Source organism: Neptunicoccus cionae, assembly GCF_014643735.1.
GTDB classification, from domain to species: domain Bacteria; phylum Pseudomonadota; class Alphaproteobacteria; order Rhodobacterales; family Rhodobacteraceae; genus Amylibacter; species Amylibacter cionae.
Window position 1 is genome coordinate 305,831 of the sequence record NZ_BMKA01000001.1, and the last position, 16,350, is coordinate 322,180.

Here is a 16,350-nt window from a genome sequence, read left to right on the forward strand (position 1 = left end):
GGGTCTTTCTCCTAGTTGGTCTTTTTTGGTTGTCTTGAATGTCGCGCGATTGGCGAACGGTTTTGTTATGTGGATGCAAAGAACGTCTTGCCCAAAGATGCCGGAGCATTCAGGGACTGGCGCTTCTTGTCGGACGCCATGATAACCAGCACGATGATGGTTGCAAGATAGGGCGTCATGGACAGATAAGCCGGTGAAATCGCCAGACCTGCGGCCTGAAGGTTCAGTTGCAGAACGGTGACGCCGCCAAACAGATAGGCCCCGATAATGGCGCGTCCGGGCTTCCAGCTTGCAAAGACGACGATGGCAAGCGCGATCCAGCCAGCGCCAGCGGTCATGCCCTCGGCCCATTGAGGCACGCGCACCAGCGACAGATAGGCCCCGCCAAGACCGGCACAAGCCCCGCCAAACGCGATGGCCAGCATGCGAATGCGGATCACTTTATACCCCAGCGCGTGGGCCGCATCGTGGCTTTCACCCACAGCGCGCAATACCAGCCCGCCTCGTGTGCGGGTCAGGAAATACCAGATGGCAAAGGTCAGTGCCAAAGAGAAATAGATCATCGGATCATGGCCAAAGACGATCCGCCCCACCACAGGCAGATCGCTGAGGACCGGAATGTGGATTTGCGAAAACAACGGCGGGTTGATCCCTGTGTAGCTATGCCCGAGTAGGGACGCGAGCCCGAGCCCGAACATGGTTAATCCCAGTCCTGTCGCCACCTGATTGGCCATCAAATACTGGGTCAGCACCGCAAAGATCATCGAGACCGCTGCGCCGCAGATCGCGCCAAACAGAAAGCCGAGCCACGGCGAACCCGTGGTGACAGCGGCGATAAATCCGCAAACGGCGCCGATAATCATCATGCCTTCCACGCCAAGGTTCAGGACACCGGATTTCTCGACAATCAGCTCTCCCAAAGCGGCCAGCAGGATCGGGGTAGAGGCCGCCATCAGGCTGACAATCAGCGTAACCGGCGAAATAGAGGACAGGTCCATCAGCGGGCCTCCTTTGTGGATGCCCAACGCAGGCGGAAGTTAACCAGAATATCGACGCCCAGCAGGAAGAACAGCAACATGCCTTGGAACACCTGAATGGCAGCGGCCGGAATGGACATCTGGAACTGTGCCAGTTCGCCGCCAATGTAAGTCAGCGCCATCAGCAGCCCTGCCAGCAGGATGCCGACGGGGTGAAGCCGCCCCAAAAACGCCACGATAATCGCGGTAAACCCATAGCCAAGCGGGAAGTTCGTGGACAGTTTGCCGGCAGGACCAGTGACTTCGAACAAACCGGCAAGCCCCGCCAGCGCGCCTGATATGCCAAGGCACAGCGCCACGGTGGTATGGGGATTAACGCCCGCGAATTTAGACGCCCGTGCAGACTGGCCCGATACGCGGATTTGAAAGCCGAAGATGTGGCGCGTCAGGAAGATATACCCAACGATGACAACGCCCATCATTACCAGCACGCCAAAATGCAGACCGGTGTTAGACAGCAGTTCTGCGTTAAAGGCGGACTGGTATTCGTTAAAGTTGCGCGACACCGGAAACCCCATGCCGACAGGGGATTTCATCGGCCCTGTGACCATTGCGGCCAGAAACTGCGCTGCCACATAGACCAGCATCAGAGACACGAGAATCTCATTCGCGTTGAAGCGGATTTTCAGGATTGCAGGGATCATCGCCCACAAGAAACCGCCAAGCCCACCCATGATGATGATCAGGGGAAAGACCAAAGCGCTTTCGAGCGGATACAGCGCCAGTGCGGTGCCGCCACCGACGACAGCGCCCATGATAAACTGGCCTTCTGCGCCGATATTCCACACATTGGCGCGAAACCCAAAGGACAGGCCGATTGCCATCAGGATCAACGGCGTGGCTTTCACTAGCAGTTGCGGGCGCGTGTAGCTGGCGACCATATCGTTAAACAACGGGTCCCAGAAAATGATCCGGATCGCGGTGAACGGGTTGTTGCCAAGGATAGCGAACAGGATGCCACCTGCAATCATCGTCGCCACAACGGCAATGATCGGGGTCAGCAGCACCATCGCGCGGGAGGGTTCTGGACGTGCTTCAAGCCGCAGCATGATCGACCTCCGTTCCGCCCATCAACAGGCCGATTTCTTCAATTGTGACACCGGATGCAGATCGCACGCGGGACAGCCGCCCTTCGGAAAGTACGGCAAATGTGTCGGATATTTCCATCAATTCATCCAGATCCTGACTGATCACCAGAACTCCGGCTCCTTGTTCGGCCAGTTCCAGCAAGGCCTCACGGATGAAGGCCGCCGCGGAGGCATCAACCCCCCATGTGGGTTGGTTCACCACCAGTACATCGGGGCGCTGCATGATCTCGCGGCCGATAACAAACTTCTGCAGATTGCCCCCTGACAGGGACTTTGCCGCATGGCTCGCCCCCGGTGTGCGCACGTCGAATTTTTCGATGATGGCACGGGCGAAATTCTGGGTGGCCTGCCATTTGACAAAGCCCTTGTTGGTTAACCGTTGCCGCGCGTGACCTGTCAGCAGCGCGTTTTCTGTCAGGGACATATCGGGCGCCGCCGCATGGCCGAGCCGTTCTTCCGGTGCGGCCAGCAACCCTTGCAAGCGGCGGTGGTTCGGACCCTTATTGCCAATCGCCGCGCCCTTGAGGGTGATCGCAGCGTTTTGGGTCAGTTCTTCCCCCGACAGGGCCAGCAGCAGTTCGTCCTGCCCGTTGCCAGCAACACCGGCCACGCCCAGAACCTCCCCCGCATGGAGCGAGAATGTCACATCCCGCAAGGAGGTCCCGAACGGGTCTTTCGACGGCAATTGCAGGTTTTTCACGTCCAGCAGCACAGGGCCGGGCTGGTAGGGGCGTTTGGTGGGGGATTTCAACTCGGTCCCCACCATCATCTCTGCCATTGTGCGCGGGGTTTCTTCAGCAGGCACACAGGTGCCGACGACCTTGCCCAGCCGCAGTATGGTCGCATTGTCACAAATGGTGCGGATTTCTTCCAGCTTGTGCGAAATATAAAGGATCGACGTGCCCTCATCACGCAAACGGCGCAGGGTCTCGAACAAAACGTCCACTTCTTGAGGCGTCAGAACCGATGTGGGTTCATCCATCACCAGCAATTTGGGATTTTGCAAAAGGCAGCGCACGATTTCAACGCGCTGGCGTTCGCCTGCGGACAGATCGCCGACCATCCGGTCGGGATCAAGCGTCAGGCCGTATTTCTTTGACACAGTGCGGATTTCGTCGCTAAGCGCATCGGTTTCGGGCGCATCGTCCATGCCAAGGGCAATGTTTTCCGCAACACTAAGCGCTTCGAACAGGGAAAAATGCTGGAACACCATCGCCACACCCGCAGCCCGTGCGGCGCGGGGTTCATGGGGGGCAAAGGCTTGGCCGTGCAGCCGCATTTCGCCGCTGTCAGGGCGCACCAGCCCGTAGATCATCTTGACCAGCGTGGATTTCCCCGCGCCGTTTTCCCCAAGCAGGGCATGGACCTCTCCGGGGGCGATTTCAAATCCGACGTTATCATTGGCAACAACGCCCGGATAGGCTTTGGTCAGACCGGATAGGTGCAACAGTGGGGTCATGCGGTGGCCTCTTGTTGTGCGGTGCTGACCGCGTCAAAGGTTAATAATTCGCTGGCCACGCCAATTGCAATGGCTTTGGGGGTCTTGCCCAGATCCCGCCGCCCGATCGGGCAGATAATGCCCTCTATTTGGGCAGTTTTATGACCGAGCTCTGCCAGTCTGGAGGCAAAGCGCCTGCGTTTGGTGGCGGACCCGATCAGCCCCAGCGTGCGGTGCGGGCGGGACAGGATCGCGTGGCACAGATCAAGGTCGAGCGCATGTGAATAGGTTAGCACAAGGTGGTGCGCATCGGCAGGTGCGTGTTTCACCGCATCCGCCGGATTTGCTGCCACCAGCGGGGCGGCGTGGTCGGGGATCGCGTCGGGAAACCGCTTTGGCGCGGTGTCGACCCACGTTATGTCAAACGGCAACCCCTCCAGCGTATCCACCAGCGCACGGCCAACATGACCTGCGCCGTAAATCCAAAGTGGGGTGGCGGGTTGTTCCAGTGGTTCCATCAGCCAGCCCTGCTGCCAGATGAGAGGGGCAGCCTGTCCGCTGCTGCGTTGGCTTTTTTCAGCGCGGCGCAGGGCTAGAGGCTTATCTGTGGTGGTCCCGACAGGACGGATATAGCTGTCAGCACCGTCGGGCAGGGTGTCCTGTGTGAAAGGTTCCAGAACCAGCGTCACAGCGCCGCCGCAGCATTGGCCAAGGGCAGGGCCGAGCGGCATTTTCAGTGCTGTGGGTTCAGTAATCCGGCGCGCATGCTCTACCGCTTGCAGTTCCAGCGCGCCGCCACCGATTGTGCCGCTTTGCCCAGTAGGCCAGACCAGCATCGACGTGCCGGTTTCTCTTGGGGTTGATCCCTGATGACCCACGATCACAATTCGCACCACACGCCCGTGGGTGCCTACGGCCGAGCGCAAGGACGCAAGGTTCAGTCCCACGACTGCCCCCTTTGTGCCATGACCGCGCGCAAGACTTCCTCGGCTGTGGCGGGGGCTTGGAGGTCGGGATAGATTGATCCGTCACCACAGGCCGCAACTGCATCTGACAGCGCCAGAAACGCCGAAATCCCGAGCATCAGGGGCGGTTCGCCCACGGCTTTGGATTTGTAGATGGTGTCGCTGACGTTTTCACCTTTGTTCCAGAGCGCGACGTTGAACACATCGGGGCGGTCCGAACAGGCGGGAATTTTATAGGTGCTGGGCGCGTGGGTGCGCAACGCGCCTTTGTCGTCCCAGACCAGTTCTTCGGTCGTCAGCCAGCCCGCGCCCTGCACATAGCCGCCTTCAATCTGGCCAAGATCAATCACCGGATTAAGGGATTTACCCACATCATGCAGAATATCAGTGCGTAGGATGCGGTTCTCGCCAGTCAGCGTGTCAATCACTACTTCCGTAACTGCTGCGCCATAAGCGAAGTAGAAGAACGGCGTGCCCCGTCCGGCGAAGCGATCCCATTCAATGCCGGGTGTGGCGTAAAAGCCGGTGGAGGACAGGGAAATCCGGTTCTGGTAAGCCAGAGAGACCACTTCGGTGAAGGGCACAACCTGTGTGCCGATGGTCACGGCGCCGTCTTCAAAGCGGATCTGGTCTTTGGGGGTTTGCCAGTGTTCGGCGGCAAAATCGCTCAGGCGTTCAACGATTGTATCGCAGGCAGCTTTGACCGCCATACCATTCAAATCCGACCCGCTGGAGGCCGCAGTGGCCGAGGTGTTGGGCACTTTCCCGGTATCTGTCGCGGTGATTTTTACAGCTGATAAGGGCTGTCCGAACCGGCTGGCCGCGACCTGCGCGACCTTGGTAAACAGGCCTTGTCCCATCTCTGTGCCGCCGTGGTTCATGTGGATCGAACCGTCGGAGTAGACATGCACCAGCGCGCCCGCCTGATTAAGATGGGTCAGCGTAAAGCTGATCCCGAATTTCACTGGCGTCATCGCCAGCCCCCGTTTCAGGCGCGGGTTTTCATGGTTGAACCATTTCACTTGCTCGCGCCGTTTGGAATATTCGGCGCCCTCCAGCAGTTCGATGGCAATCTGGTCCATCACATTGTCACGCACTTCCATGTGGTAGGGCGTGGTCTGACCGGCGTTTTGGGACATCGGTGCATAAAAATTGGCCGTGCGGATATAGGTCGCGTCCACATCCAGCGTATGGGCGATGTGATCGATCACCCGTTCGATCCCGACCACCCCTTGCGGCCCGCCAAATCCACGGAATGCAGTGTTTGAAACGGTGTTGGTTTTCAGCCGGTGCGACACGATCCGGGCATTGGGCAGGTGATAGGCGTTATCCGCGTGCAACATGGCGCGGTCCGCCACCGGCAGCGACAGGTCCTGCGCCCAGCCACAACGGCAGTATTGGGTGAATTCCACCCCTTCGATCTGGCCCGCACCGTTAAAGCCTACGGTATAATCGATGCGGAACTCATGCCGTTTGCCTGTCACGACCATATCGTCGTCGCGGTCATAGCGCATTTTTGCGGGGCGTCCGGTTTTTGCCGCGACAACTGCCGTGGCGCAGGCCAGTGCGTTGCCCTGACTTTCCTTACCGCCAAAACCGCCGCCCATGCGCCGGATTTCCACACGCACCGCGTGGAACGGTACGTCTAGCGCAGCTGCCACTTTGTGCTGGATCTCGCTCGGGTGTTGGGTGGAGGAATGCACCACCATATCGCCGTTGTCCTGCGGCAGGCTCAGGGCAGCCTGTCCCTCTAGGTAGAAGTGTTCCTGCCCGCCGATTTCAATAGAACCGGTGATCTTGTGTTCCGCCTGTTCAATCGCAGCATCGGGATCGCCTTTCAGAAATTGCAAAGGCTCCTCAAACTTGGTGCCTGCTTTGATCGCGTCGTCAATGCTCAGGATTGCGGGTTTCTCGGCGCAGTTGATCTTGCCCAGACGGGCCGCCTTGCGTGCGGCCAAATGGGATGTCGCCACCACCAGAAACAGCGGCTGGCCGAGGAAATGGATCGTGTCCGTCGCCAACAACGGTTCATCGTGGTTGGACGGGGACACATCGTTGTCGCCGGGCAGATCAGCGGCTGTCAGCACATCGATTACACCCTCAGCGGCGCGCACTGCATCAAGGTCCATCGAGAGCAAGTCGCCGTGGGCGACCTCGCTTAGGCCAAAGGCCAGATGCAGGCAGTTCGCAGGCGTTGGAATGTCGTCAACATAATGGGCGGCACCGGTGACATGCAGGTTGCCCGCATCATGGGGATTGGGTTTTGCAACGCTCATGCCGAAACCTCCAGAACCGATGTGGCAAGTCCGTTGTCTTCGTCAAAGTAACGCTGCAACAGATTTTTCGCGGTGGTGGCGCGATATTCCGCAGAGGCCCGCATATCGCTGATCGGTTGATAGTCCTGCGCGAATTTCTTCATCGCTTTGGTCACAGTGCCTTGGGTCCACGGCCTGCCGATCAGGGCGTCCTCAACGGCTTTGGCCCGTTTCGGGGTGGCGGCCATTCCGCCAAAGGCGATCCGTGCGGTGGCCACCTTGCCATCAGTCACGGTGATGTTGAAGCAGCCACACAGCGCAGAAATATCCTGATCAAAGCGTTTGGAAATCTTATAGCATTTCAGCCCGCTCGGGTTGTTGGGGATGGTGATGCCACAGATAAATTCCGCGGGTTGGCGATCCTGTTTGCCGTAGTCGATGAAGAAATCTTCGATCGGAATGTCGCGAAAATCATCGCCCTTGCGCAGATGGACCCGTGCGTTCAGCGCGATCAGGGCAGGGGGGCCGTCCCCGATGGGCGAGCCATTGGCCACATTCCCCCCGATGGTGGCAGCATTGCGCACCTGATTGGACCCATAGCGACGGATCAACTCGGCAAAACTGGGGTAGCGTTCAGCCACTGCTGCGCGCAGGGTGTTCAGCGTCACAGCCGCACCGATGGCGATGCCGTTGTCGTTTTCCTCAACCCCGAGCAGGTCTTCGATCTGACCGACAAAAGCGACAGGGGTGATGTCGCGCAGGTCCTTGTTCACCCAAAGCCCCACATCCGTTGCCCCACCCACCAGCGTGGCGTCGGGGTGTTCCAGATACCAGTCGGCCAGCTCGTCCGAGGTGCGCGGCACAAAGGCGTCTCCCGATTGCAGGGTTTTCAGCAATTCCGCGGGCGTGGCGGCGTCCTGTTGCAACCACTCCGGCTTGGCGGCCCGTTCCGAGACTTCGGCAGCGCGGATGATCGGGGCGTAGCCCGTGCAACGGCACAGGTTGCCCGCCAGCAGATCGTCGTGATCGGTCTCGCCGTTCTGGTGGGCCGTTGCCATCGACATAATAAATCCCGGCGTACAATACCCGCATTGCGATCCGTGCAAATCGACCATGTTCTTTTGAACCGGATGCATTTCCCCGTCCGGTCCGCGCAGCCCTTCAACTGTGCGAATGGATTTGCCGTGCAACTGGGGCAGGAACAGGATGCAGGCGTTCAGCGCCCTTGCGCCATTTTCGTCCGTCACCATCACCGTACAAGCGCCGCAATCGCCTTCGTTGCAGCCTTCCTTTGTACCGCTCAGCCCGCGGGATTCACGCAGATACTCTAGAAGGGTGCGGGTAGGTTGGGCCTGATCCAGCTGGACCGGTGTTCCGTTCAAAAGAAATTCGACCTTCATGTTGAAATTTCGCTCGCCTCTCTGTTGCGGGCACCAGCCGTTTTGCTCGGTGCCATAAATCACTGGTGCAACTTCTTATACCAGCAGAACAACTCTCCCTTAACATAGCAAGATTTTTCTTGCCGGAGTGTCTGTGATGCCGGTGGGTTACATCATTCAAACTGCGCAATTAAACAGTTTATCAAAGGTTTGCGAGTGATTTTCTACGAAACGTTGAAAGTCTGTCAGGCTTTCGATGTCGAAACTCACTCTGCGAATGGGCTGAGCGGAGGCGCTATATAACAGTCCGGTAATCGAGCGCGGCCATCACATCGCCGTCTACCTTGCGGTAGATAAATTCCAGATCGCGCTTTTTGTAATCCGCCTTCAGCTTGTGGTATTTGTAGCGCCGCGCATAATCCTCAAACCGCAGATTGTCCGATGCTTTGATAGAGCGGCGGATGTTGGTGTAACCGTTCGATGTCGCCGGAATATATTCCGCGATCCGGTTCAGGGTATCGTTAAAATCCGACAGCAGATCCTCATAGCGGATATGGATCACGTTTTCGGCGGTCTCCATCAGATCCACATAGCCACGCATTTTGCGGTTCCACAACTCTATCGGGCTTTCGAGCGGTTTATCCCCCAGATTGTCCCGCTCTGACAGGGGCCACGGCGTGGTTAGGAACTGATCAAACCCCATGTCGTCGTGTGTCCACAACGGGTTTTCGGGTCGATTGTGCAGGGAGGACAGGAAGAAAACGGGGTGTTTGGTGATCAGCAGGAACAAGGTGTCCTGCGCATGGGGCGCAGCGCGGATCACGTCCACAGGCGGGGCCGCGTGTTTCAACCCGAAATCGGAGTAGAGAATCCGTTCGTGGTATTTATCCTGCAAGCGGTTTGCCTCGGCAGGGCGCAGTTTGGGTTTATACTGCTGCAACACCAGCCGCATCACCCGTTTGTCCACACCAAAATCCCCGCGCAACAGATCGGTAGCGAAGTTCTTGTTCACCAGTTTGGACAGATAGGTGGCGCCGGTATTCCGCTCGCCATAGATCTTGGTAAATAGACAGGTCATCGGCTGCTCGGGTCTTGTTCTTTTTTGCTTGGGACATTGTGCTACGGCTTTCGCCCCTTTGCAAGCTGCGATAGATTGACTGGATGAGCACATCCCCCCGATTCATTCACCTTCGCCTCCATTCCGCCTACTCTTTACTGGAGGGGGCGATACAGGTTAAGAAACTGCCTGATATGTGCGCCAAAGCCGGTATGCCGGCGGTGGCTGTCACCGACAGCGGCAACCTGTTTTCCGCGCTCGAGTTTTCCGAAACGGCGGCCAAGGCGGGTATCCAGCCGATTGTAGGCTGCCAGATGGATTTGGCCTATGCCGCAGCGGCGCAACTGGGCGGTAAGACACCCGCGCCCCGACCCATTGTCCTGCTGGCACAGAATGAAGCGGGCTATCTCAACCTGATGAAGCTGAATTCCTGTGCGTTTCTGGAAAGCGGCGATCAATTGCCTCACATCACGCTCGACGAACTGACCCGCCATTCAGAAGGGTTGATCTGTCTGACAGGCGGATCGCTTGGCCCTGTGGGTCAACTGGTGCAGGACGCACAGGTGGAGGCAGCCAAGGCGCTGCTGACCCGCATGGCCGAGATGTTCCCGAACCGTCTTTATGTTGAACTGCAACGCCACCCAGAAAACGGCGCCAAAGGCACTGTGGCAGAACGGGCAACCGAGCCGTTCTTCGTGCAGACCGCCTATGCGATGGACCTGCCGCTTGTGGCGACCAATGACGTCTATTTTCCAAAGACCGAAATGTATGATGCTCATGACGCGCTGATCTGTATCGCGGACGGGGCCTATGTGGACCAGCAGGAACCCCGCCGTCGTTTGACGCCGGAGCATTATTTCAAGACGCCCGCGCAAATGGCCGAGCTGTTTTCTGATGTGCCAGAGGCGATTGAGAACACACTCGAGATCGCCAAACGCTGCGGCTTTCGCGCCACCACACGTGACCCGATCCTGCCGAAATTTGCCGACGACGAGGTGGTCGAGTTGCGCCGTCAGGCCAATGAAGGCTTGCAAGCCCGTCTTGCCGTAATCCCCCATGCCGCCAGCGTTGAGGACTATCAAAAGCGGCTCGACTTTGAACTCGACATTATTGAGGGCATGGGATTTCCAGGCTACTTTCTGATCGTTGCGGATTTTATTAAATGGGCCAAAGACAATAACATTCCCGTGGGTCCGGGGCGGGGGTCCGGTGCGGGTAGCCTTGTGGCTTATGCGCTGACGGTGACGGATCTCGACCCGCTGCGATACTCGCTGCTGTTTGAGCGGTTCCTGAACCCCGAACGTGTGTCCATGCCCGACTTTGACATCGACTTTTGCATGGATCGCCGCGAAGAGGTGATCCGCTATGTGCAGCAGAAATACGGTCGTGACAAAGTGGGCCAGATCATCACATTCGGTGCGCTTCTGTCCAAAGCAGCCGTGCGCGACATCGGGCGTGTGTTGCAGATGCCTTACGGGCAGGTGGACCGGCTGTCCAAACTGATCCCCGTGGAAGGCGTGAAGCCTGTCTCCATCGAAAAGGCGCTGGCGGATGAACCCCGCTTGCGCGAAGAGGCCAAGGCCGAACAGGTCGTAGACCGAATGCTGACCTATGCCCAGCAAGTCGAGGGGCTGTTGCGCAACGCATCTACCCACGCGGCGGGTGTGGTGATCGGGGATCGACCGCTCGACGAACTGGTGCCGCTCTATCAAGACCCGAGATCCGACATGCCCGCTACCCAGTTCAACATGAAATGGGTGGAGCAGGCCGGTCTGGTCAAATTCGACTTTCTGGGTCTGAAAACCCTGACCGTGATCCAGAACGCGATGGACCTGATCGAAGGGCAGGGCCGCCCCTTGCACATCGGGCCGGATGGCACGCAGCTTTATGAACCCGCTGATGGGGCCGAGGGTGACATCGGGGCGATCCCGCTGGACGATGAACGGACCTATAAGCTTTATGCAGATGCGCGTACGGTCGCGGTGTTTCAGGTGGAATCGAGCGGCATGATGGATGCGCTGCGGCGCATGAAACCGGACTGTATCGAAGACATCATCGCGCTTGTGGCGCTCTACCGTCCCGGCCCGATGGAAAACATCCCGAAGTTCTGTGAGGTTAAAAACGGCATCTCGGAACGGGACAAACTGCACCCGTCGATAGACCATATCCTTGACGAAACCCAAGGCATCATCGTCTATCAGGAACAGGTGATGCAGATCGCGCAGGAAATGGCGGGATATTCCCTTGGCGGCGCGGATTTGTTGCGCCGTGCGATGGGTAAAAAAATTCAGGAAGCGATGGACGCAGAGCGGCCGAAGTTCCTCGAAGGCTCGGCCAAAAATGGTGTGGACAAGAAGAAAGCGATGGAGGTCTGGAACCTTCTGGATAAATTCGCCAACTACGGGTTCAACAAATCCCACGCGGCGGCCTATGCGGTGGTGTCCTACCAGACCGGCTGGCTGAAGGCGAACCATCCGGTAGAGTTTATGGCTGCAGTCATGAACTGCGATATCCACCTGACCGACAAGCTCGGCGTGTTTATCGAGGAAACCAAGCGCCGTCTGAAAATCGACGTGGTGCCCCCCTGTGTGAACCAGTCGCTGGCGACATTTTCCGTGTCCGAAGGTAAGATCCACTATGCGCTGGGCGCGTTGAAAAACGTTGGCGGGGAGGCGATGAAACTGATCGTTGACGCGCGGCTGGCGGACGGTCCGTTTCAGGATCTCTTCGATCTGGCACGGCGGGTTGATCTGAAACGGGTCGGTAAACGTCCGATGGAAATGCTGGCCCGTTCGGGCGCGTTTGATCAACTGGATGCAAACCGGCGTAAATGCCTTGAAAGCGTGGACGCGCTGGTGGCCTATTCCGCCTCCACCCATGAACAAAAGAACAGCGCGCAGGGTGGCTTGTTTGGTGACAGCGGCGAAGACCTGCCTGCGCCGCGCCTGCCCATGCCCGAAGACTGGCTGCCAACCGAACGTCTGGCGCAGGAACATCAGGCGGTGGGCTTTTATCTGTCGGGGCATCCGCTCGATGATTACCTAGGTCCGCTGAAACGCAAAAACGTCCTGACCCTTGCGGAACTGGAACAAAAGGCGCGGGGCGGTGCAGTTGCCGCAAAAATCGCCGGATCAATTTCGGGCAAACAGGAACGGAAATCCGCACGGGGCAACCGCTTTGCCTTTGTGCAATGCTCCGATCCCACCGGCCTTTATGAAGTAACGGTATTTTCCGACACGCTGGAAAAATTCCGCGACATGCTGATGCCGGGCGAAAACGTGGTGCTGACGGTTGAGGCGACGATGGAGGCGGACCAGCTTAAACTGCTGTGCCGTGGCGCGCAGGCGGTGGATGCGGCGGTGGCCGATGCGGCGTCTATGGGGCTGAAGGTCTATATCGGGGAAGAGGCCGCCATCGGCTCGGTCGCGACCCGACTGGAAGAAGCCAGTAAGGGCGGCAATCCGCGCAGCCGCGGTCCGGTGCATCTGGTGCTGATGCACCCCGAACTCCCCGGCGAGGTGGAAATCGCACTGAAACAGGAATACGTCCTTAACCCGCAAATCAAAGGCGCGCTAAAACACGTCCCCGGCGTGCAACTGGTCGAAGAATTCTAAACGGGGAACATCAGGCCACAGGCTTCAATGTTCCCCAAATACTCAAAACCCGCCCTAAGCCGCCTTCTCAAACAGCGCCGGTAAATCCCCCTGCGCTTTGGCCGTGTCGATTGCTTCTTTCAGATCGGTTTCCAGCAGTTTGGGCAAATCCTCAAAGCTGTCGATCACGAAATACTGCGGTTGCACGATATCGATCCGGTAGGGCGTGCGCAGCATGGTCGTCAAATCTGCCGGTGTGTAAACCGCATTGCCCGAACAGGCGAAATCCGCCTCGGACGGAGAGCTCGCAACACCCGCACCATAGCCGCGCAGCCCGTCCGGCGTGTTGATCATGCCAAATTCAATGGTGAACCAGAACAGACGGAACAGGTGCCAGCGATAGCCTTTGCCAAGCTCTACTGCGATCTTGCCGAAAGCCTCGATAAAGTCGGTGTAGGCCTGATTGGTCAGCAGCGGGCAATGGCCGAACACCTCGTGAAACAGGTCCGGTTCTTCGATATAGTCCATATCCTCACGGCGGCGCAGGAAGGTGGCTACGGGGAATTTGCGATCGGCGAGCAGGGTGTAAAACTGGCTCGGCGGGATGATGGCGGGAACGCCTTCAACGCCAAAATCGGTCAGTTCCCCCAGCCGTTTGTCCACATCACGCAGTTGCGGCACCGCTTTGGCCTTCAACCCAAGCAGGTCTACCCCATCCAGATACTCCGGACAAATCCGCCCCTTCAAAAACGCGATCTGGCGGTCGAATAATTCACCCCAAACAGCGTGCTCGTCTGTGGTGTAATCATAGTAACCGGTTTCGTCAGGGTATTTCGAAGCATAGGCCATAGGTGTCTCCTTGTTTCGCCCAGTTTAGGCCCGCTCTGTTGGAAAAACTTGTCACAGATTGGCGGGATCGTTAGGGTTTTGGTAAGATTTTCCGATTAATGGGGGTGTTGTGGAATTTACTGATCAGGAAAAGGCGATACTGCGGATTATCCAGTCAGATGCCGGCTTGCCTCTGGCGCGGATTGCGGAGTCGGTTGGCATGGCCCAAAGCACTGTCTGGCGCAAAGTGCAGGAGTTTGAGGCTCTCGGCCTGATTGACCGGCGGGTGACATTGCTGAATCCCAAGAAGGCAGGGGTGGGGCTGTGTGTTCTGGCGCAAATCCGGATGCGCTCTCATACGCAGGAGGCGGTGGACGGGTTCATTGCAATGGTGCGGCGCCATCCTGAAATTCTCGAATGCCACGCGATATCCGGTTCGGCGGATTATTTCATCAAGGTGCGGGTGGCCGATGTGGAGGCCTACGAGCATTTCATGAGCCACAATCTGTTGCGCAGCGATCTGGTTAAAACGGTCGTGTCCAATTTTGTGCTGAAAGAGATCAAACACGCCACCGAATTGCCGCTATAGGGGCTGCGGGTATCGGAAAGTTGAAACAGGGCGCGGCCGATGTCACATCCACGCGACCAGACGGGGCTTACGCTTGTTTCGCAAGCCTTGCGGTGTTTTCATGCGCTGATCCAAGGAGAGCATGTGATGAAGAGCGAGAAATTTACCTTTGAAGGGCATTCCGGCGAAGAACTGGCGGCGCGGTTAGATCTTCCGGCTGGACGGGTGCTGGCGACGGCTGTGTTTGCCCATTGCTTCACGTGTTCCAAAGATATTCCGGCAGCGCGGCGGTTGTCCCAACGGCTTGCGGCGGCGGGTATTGCGGTGCTCCGCTTTGATTTCACCGGATTGGGGCATTCCAAGGGGGAATTTTCCAACACAAACTTCACATCAAACGTGCAGGATCTGGTTCTTGCCGCCACAGCGTTGCAGGATCGGGTCCGCGCGCCCGGATTGCTGATCGGCCATTCCCTTGGGGGCGCGGCGGTTTTGCGGGCGGCTGCCCAAATTGACAGCGCTAAGGCGGTTGTGACCCTAGGCGCGCCTTATGATCCGGCCCATGTGCTGCATAATTTTGGAACCTCTTTAACCGAAATCGAAGAAAACGGGGCAGCAGAGGTTTCCCTCGGCGGGCGTCCGTTTACCATTCGCAAAGGGTTCGTTAAGGATGTGTCCGCCGTCAATCTTGCAGAAGCCATCGGCAACCTGAAACGTGCCCTGCTGGTGCTTCATGCGCCGATGGATCAGACGGTTGGGATTGAAAATGCCTCGCAGATTTTTGGGGCGGCGAAACACCCCAAAAGCTTTGTCACGCTCGACAATGCGGATCATCTGATCAGTGACGGGGCGGATGCAGAATATGCCGCCGAAGTCATCGCATCGTGGGCAGGGCGGTATCTGGGGCTTAGCAAACCTGCCGCCCCGATTGGTGCCCCAGAAGGCGTGGTGCGCAGTGATGAAGCTGATCCTGAAGGGTTTTTGCAGGATATTACCGCTGGTCCGAACCATCATGTTCTCGCAGATGAGCCAGAAGCGTATGGCGGCACCAATCTGGGTATGTCACCTTATAATTTGCTGTCGGCGGGGCTAGCGGCGTGTACCTCTATGACGATCCGCATGTATGCCCGGCGCAAGGGCTGGGATCTGAAGGATGTCAGCGTGGCTGTCACCCACGACAAGATCCACGCCAGCGCCTGTGCAACCTGTGCCACCACCGAAGGTAAGGTGGATCAGTTCAACCGCAGCATCACCCTGACAGGGGATCTGGACGCGGAACAGCGTCAGAAGTTGATGGAGATCGCCAATAAATGCCCTGTGCATCGCACGTTGGAAAGCGAGATCAATGTCACCACCGATCTTGCGCAATGAGTGCAGGTCAGTAGTGGGGCGGGGGCTGGTCCGAGAAAGTGACAGAACCGTCGCCCGCTGATTGATCGCGGGCCAGTTCCAACAATGCCGCCACCTGTCTTTCCAGCAGGGTTATCCGTTTGGCCTGATCCGTCACCACATCCGACAGGTCCTCTGCCGTTTTGATGGTATGGGCCAGTCGCTCTTCCAGCAGTGTCATTTTCTGTTCATCCGTCATGGCGGGATTTTAACCAGAATTGGCCGGGCTCACAATTGAAAAAGGAGTGAGGGAAATCGCGTCCGCGTGGTAGAATCGCGACAGGTGTATAAGACAGGAGAGTGTTATGAAGCGTTTCTTTGCCGTGATTCCGTTGCTGGTTGCCTTGATGGTCGCCTTGCTGGCGCCGCTCGCGCAGGCTGCGCCGCCTTTCGGGGCTTTTGCGTCGATTCGGGATATGGAGTTGATGGTCGGAGGTAAGATCAAAACGCTTGATTTTGATGGTGCGCTCGCGGTGATTGATCCTGCCGGACGCAGCCTCTCGAAAGAACAGAAGGACCGCTTTGTTAACAGCCTGAGCGGCTATTTCCTGCACCCGATGACGCAAGAGGCGCTGCTGAAGGAAGAAATCCTCGGCGGTGGTTTCCGGCGGGCAATTTATGCCTACTGGCGCGATGATCTGCCGGTTTACCTTTACGTTGTGACCCACTCCCGCGAGGATGCGGTTTGGCTGTTGCAATACAATATCGACACCAGCTTTTCCAAAATCATCGGCCAATTCTGATAAAGCGGCTGTT

At 57.8% G+C, this 16,350-nt stretch carries 12 protein-coding genes and 1 pseudogene; 4 read left to right on the top strand and 9 right to left on the bottom strand.

Annotated elements, in window-relative coordinates; translation table 11 throughout:
• Positions 1-65: 65 nt before the first annotated feature.
• The 7 genes from IEX10_RS01345 to IEX10_RS01375 all read right to left on the bottom strand — a co-directional run bounded on the left by IEX10_RS01345 (position 66) and on the right by IEX10_RS01375 (position 9,240).
• Positions 66-998: an ABC transporter permease gene (locus tag IEX10_RS01345; protein WP_188670178.1), complete on the bottom strand. Its 933-nt coding sequence runs from the start codon at positions 996-998 to the stop codon at positions 66-68.
• Entirely contained in the window at positions 998-2,086 is a 1,089-nt protein-coding gene (locus IEX10_RS01350) for an ABC transporter permease (RefSeq protein WP_188670180.1), read from the bottom strand. The genes IEX10_RS01345 and IEX10_RS01350 overlap by 1 nt, the downstream gene beginning before the upstream one ends.
• On the bottom strand, positions 2,073-3,584 hold the full coding sequence (locus IEX10_RS01355) for an ABC transporter ATP-binding protein (protein ID WP_188670182.1): 1,512 nt from the start codon (positions 3,582-3,584) through the stop codon (positions 2,073-2,075). The genes IEX10_RS01350 and IEX10_RS01355 overlap by 14 nt, the downstream gene beginning before the upstream one ends.
• Positions 3,581-4,510: a xanthine dehydrogenase accessory protein XdhC gene (gene xdhC / locus IEX10_RS01360; RefSeq protein ID WP_188670183.1), complete on the bottom strand. Its 930-nt coding sequence runs from the start codon at positions 4,508-4,510 to the stop codon at positions 3,581-3,583. The genes IEX10_RS01355 and xdhC overlap by 4 nt, the downstream gene beginning before the upstream one ends.
• Positions 4,501-6,804, bottom strand: a complete 2,304-nt coding sequence (gene xdhB, locus IEX10_RS01365) for a xanthine dehydrogenase molybdopterin binding subunit (RefSeq protein WP_188670185.1) — start codon at positions 6,802-6,804, stop codon at positions 4,501-4,503. The genes xdhC and xdhB overlap by 10 nt, the downstream gene beginning before the upstream one ends.
• Complete coding sequence (gene xdhA, locus IEX10_RS01370; protein WP_188670187.1) at positions 6,801-8,183, bottom strand: xanthine dehydrogenase small subunit; 1,383 nt, start codon at positions 8,181-8,183, stop codon at positions 6,801-6,803. The genes xdhB and xdhA overlap by 4 nt, the downstream gene beginning before the upstream one ends.
• A gap of 274 nt (positions 8,184-8,457) precedes the next feature.
• Positions 8,458-9,240 (bottom strand): sulfotransferase family protein, encoded by a 783-nt coding sequence (locus IEX10_RS01375; RefSeq protein WP_188670189.1) that lies wholly within the window; start codon positions 9,238-9,240, stop codon positions 8,458-8,460.
• A gap of 83 nt (positions 9,241-9,323) precedes the next feature.
• On the opposite strand from IEX10_RS01375, the gene dnaE reads away from it, so the two are divergent.
• The gene (dnaE, locus tag IEX10_RS01380; protein WP_188670191.1) at positions 9,324-12,833 is read left to right on the top strand and encodes a DNA polymerase III subunit alpha; all 3,510 of its coding nucleotides are present in this window, start codon (positions 9,324-9,326) and stop codon (positions 12,831-12,833) included.
• A gap of 54 nt (positions 12,834-12,887) precedes the next feature.
• Here the strand turns inward: dnaE and IEX10_RS01385 are convergent.
• Positions 12,888-13,664: pseudogene (locus tag IEX10_RS01385) on the bottom strand (phenylalanine 4-monooxygenase); the annotation flags it as partial.
• Positions 13,665-13,770: 106 nt separating this feature from the next.
• On the opposite strand from IEX10_RS01385, the gene IEX10_RS01390 reads away from it, so the two are divergent.
• Both IEX10_RS01390 and IEX10_RS01395 read left to right on the top strand, forming a co-directional pair.
• Positions 13,771-14,229 (top strand): Lrp/AsnC family transcriptional regulator, encoded by a 459-nt coding sequence (locus IEX10_RS01390; RefSeq protein ID WP_188670195.1) that lies wholly within the window; start codon positions 13,771-13,773, stop codon positions 14,227-14,229.
• Positions 14,230-14,355: 126 nt separating this feature from the next.
• On the top strand, positions 14,356-15,576 hold the full coding sequence (locus tag IEX10_RS01395) for a bifunctional alpha/beta hydrolase/OsmC family protein (protein ID WP_188671558.1): 1,221 nt from the start codon (positions 14,356-14,358) through the stop codon (positions 15,574-15,576).
• A 7-nt stretch (positions 15,577-15,583) separates the two neighbouring features.
• On the opposite strand, the gene IEX10_RS01400 is transcribed toward IEX10_RS01395, so the two are convergent.
• Entirely contained in the window at positions 15,584-15,775 is a 192-nt protein-coding gene (locus tag IEX10_RS01400; protein WP_188670196.1) for a SlyX family protein, read from the bottom strand.
• 124 nt (positions 15,776-15,899) lie between these two features.
• On the opposite strand from IEX10_RS01400, the gene IEX10_RS01405 reads away from it, so the two are divergent.
• The gene (locus IEX10_RS01405; protein ID WP_188670198.1) at positions 15,900-16,337 is read left to right on the top strand and encodes a hypothetical protein; all 438 of its coding nucleotides are present in this window, start codon (positions 15,900-15,902) and stop codon (positions 16,335-16,337) included.
• The last annotated feature ends 13 nt before the right edge of the window (positions 16,338-16,350 follow it).

Coding starts and splice junctions, on each gene's coding strand:
- IEX10_RS01345 (WP_188670178.1), bottom strand. CDS start 998: ATGGACCTGTCCTCTATTTCGCCGGTTACGCTGATTGTCAGCCTGATG.
- IEX10_RS01350 (WP_188670180.1), bottom strand. CDS start 2,086: ATGCTGCGGCTTGAAGCACGTCCAGAACCCTCCCGCGCGATGGTGCTG.
- IEX10_RS01355 (WP_188670182.1), bottom strand. CDS start 3,584: ATGACCCCACTGTTGCACCTATCCGGTCTGACCAAAGCCTATCCGGGC.
- xdhB (WP_188670185.1), bottom strand. CDS start 6,804: ATGAGCGTTGCAAAACCCAATCCCCATGATGCGGGCAACCTGCATGTC.
- xdhA (WP_188670187.1), bottom strand. CDS start 8,183: ATGAAGGTCGAATTTCTTTTGAACGGAACACCGGTCCAGCTGGATCAG.
- IEX10_RS01375 (WP_188670189.1), bottom strand. CDS start 9,240: ATGACCTGTCTATTTACCAAGATCTATGGCGAGCGGAATACCGGCGCC.
- dnaE (WP_188670191.1), top strand. CDS start 9,324: ATGAGCACATCCCCCCGATTCATTCACCTTCGCCTCCATTCCGCCTAC.
- IEX10_RS01395 (WP_188671558.1), top strand. CDS start 14,356: ATGAAGAGCGAGAAATTTACCTTTGAAGGGCATTCCGGCGAAGAACTG.
- IEX10_RS01400 (WP_188670196.1), bottom strand. CDS start 15,775: ATGACACTGCTGGAAGAGCGACTGGCCCATACCATCAAAACGGCAGAG.
- IEX10_RS01405 (WP_188670198.1), top strand. CDS start 15,900: ATGAAGCGTTTCTTTGCCGTGATTCCGTTGCTGGTTGCCTTGATGGTC.